General features: G+C 65.6%; 1 protein-coding gene. It reads left to right on the top strand.

Annotation, left to right across the window (positions count from 1 at the left end; translation table 11 throughout):
* Window positions 1–1,157, top strand: a 1,157-nt coding sequence (locus tag MSIMFI_RS26335; protein ID WP_191499881.1) for an AMP-binding protein, incomplete at both ends; no start/stop codon positions are given.

The following is a 1,157-nucleotide window of genomic DNA, read 5'->3' as shown; positions in this document are numbered from 1 at the left end:
GGCCAGCATTGAGGCGCTGGTGGGGCGGTTGCGCAAGATTTTGGTGGCGATGACCGCCGATCCTGATCGGCGGTTGTCGTCGATCGATGTGCTCGATCCCGCCGAGCGCGCCGATTTGCAGGTGTGGAGTAACCAGGCCGCGTTGAGCGCCCCGGCGGCGGCTGCGGTGTCGGTTCCGGTGTTGTTTGCCGCTCAGGTGCGGCGCTCGCCGGACGCGGTTGCGTTGGTGTTTGAGGGGCAGTCCTACAGCTACCGGGAGGTCGATGAGGCCTCGAATCGGTTGGCGCACTTGCTGATTGGTCATGGGGTGGGTGCCGGCGATGTGGTGGGGTTGTTGGTGCAGCGCTCCGCGGAGGCGATCATCGCGATCTTGGCGGTGCTCAAAACCGGGGCGGCGTATCTGCCGATCGATCCCGCGGTGCCCGAGGCGCGGATCGCATTCATGCTCACCGATGCCGCACCGACTGTGGTGCTCAGCACCGCCGCGTTGGCGGGCCGGCTGGCCGACTATGACCTGTTGGTCATCGATGTGGCCGACCCTGCCCTCGATACCTATCCCAGCACCGTGCTGCCCGCCCCGGACCCCGACAATATTGCCCACATCATTTACACGTCCGGCACCACCGGTGTCCCCAAAGGGGTGGCGGTCACCCAGCACAACGTGACGCAGCTTTTCGATTCGCTCCAGGTTGGCCAGGCGCTGTCGCCGGGGCAGGTGTGGACGCAGTTCCATTCGTATGCGTTCGATTTTTCGGTGTGGGAGATCTGGGGTGCGCTGTTGCACGGCGGACGGCTGGTGGTGGTGCCGGGGTCGGTGACCCGCTCGGTCGACGACTTCCATGCGTTACTGGTTAGCGAACGGGTCAGCGTGTTGACCCAGACTCCTTCTGCCGTGACGGCGTTATCACTTAAGGGTTTGGAGTCGACGGCTTTGGTGATCGGTGGTGAGGCGTGCCCGGCCGAGCTCGTGGATCGGTGGGCGCCGGGGCGGGTGATGATCAACGTCTACGGTCCGACGGAGACCACGATTTGGGCGTCCAAGACTGGGTCGCTGCGTGCGGGGTCGGGTGCACCGCCGATTGGTGCGCCGGTGTCGGGGGCGGCGTTGTTTGTGGTGGATGGGTGGTTGCGTCGGGTGCCGGTGGGTGTGGTGGGGG

This window comes from Mycobacterium simulans, assembly GCF_900232995.1.
Classification (GTDB): Bacteria; Actinomycetota; Actinomycetes; order Mycobacteriales; family Mycobacteriaceae; genus Mycobacterium; species Mycobacterium simulans.
This window is presented reverse-complemented; position numbering and strand designations above follow the sequence as displayed.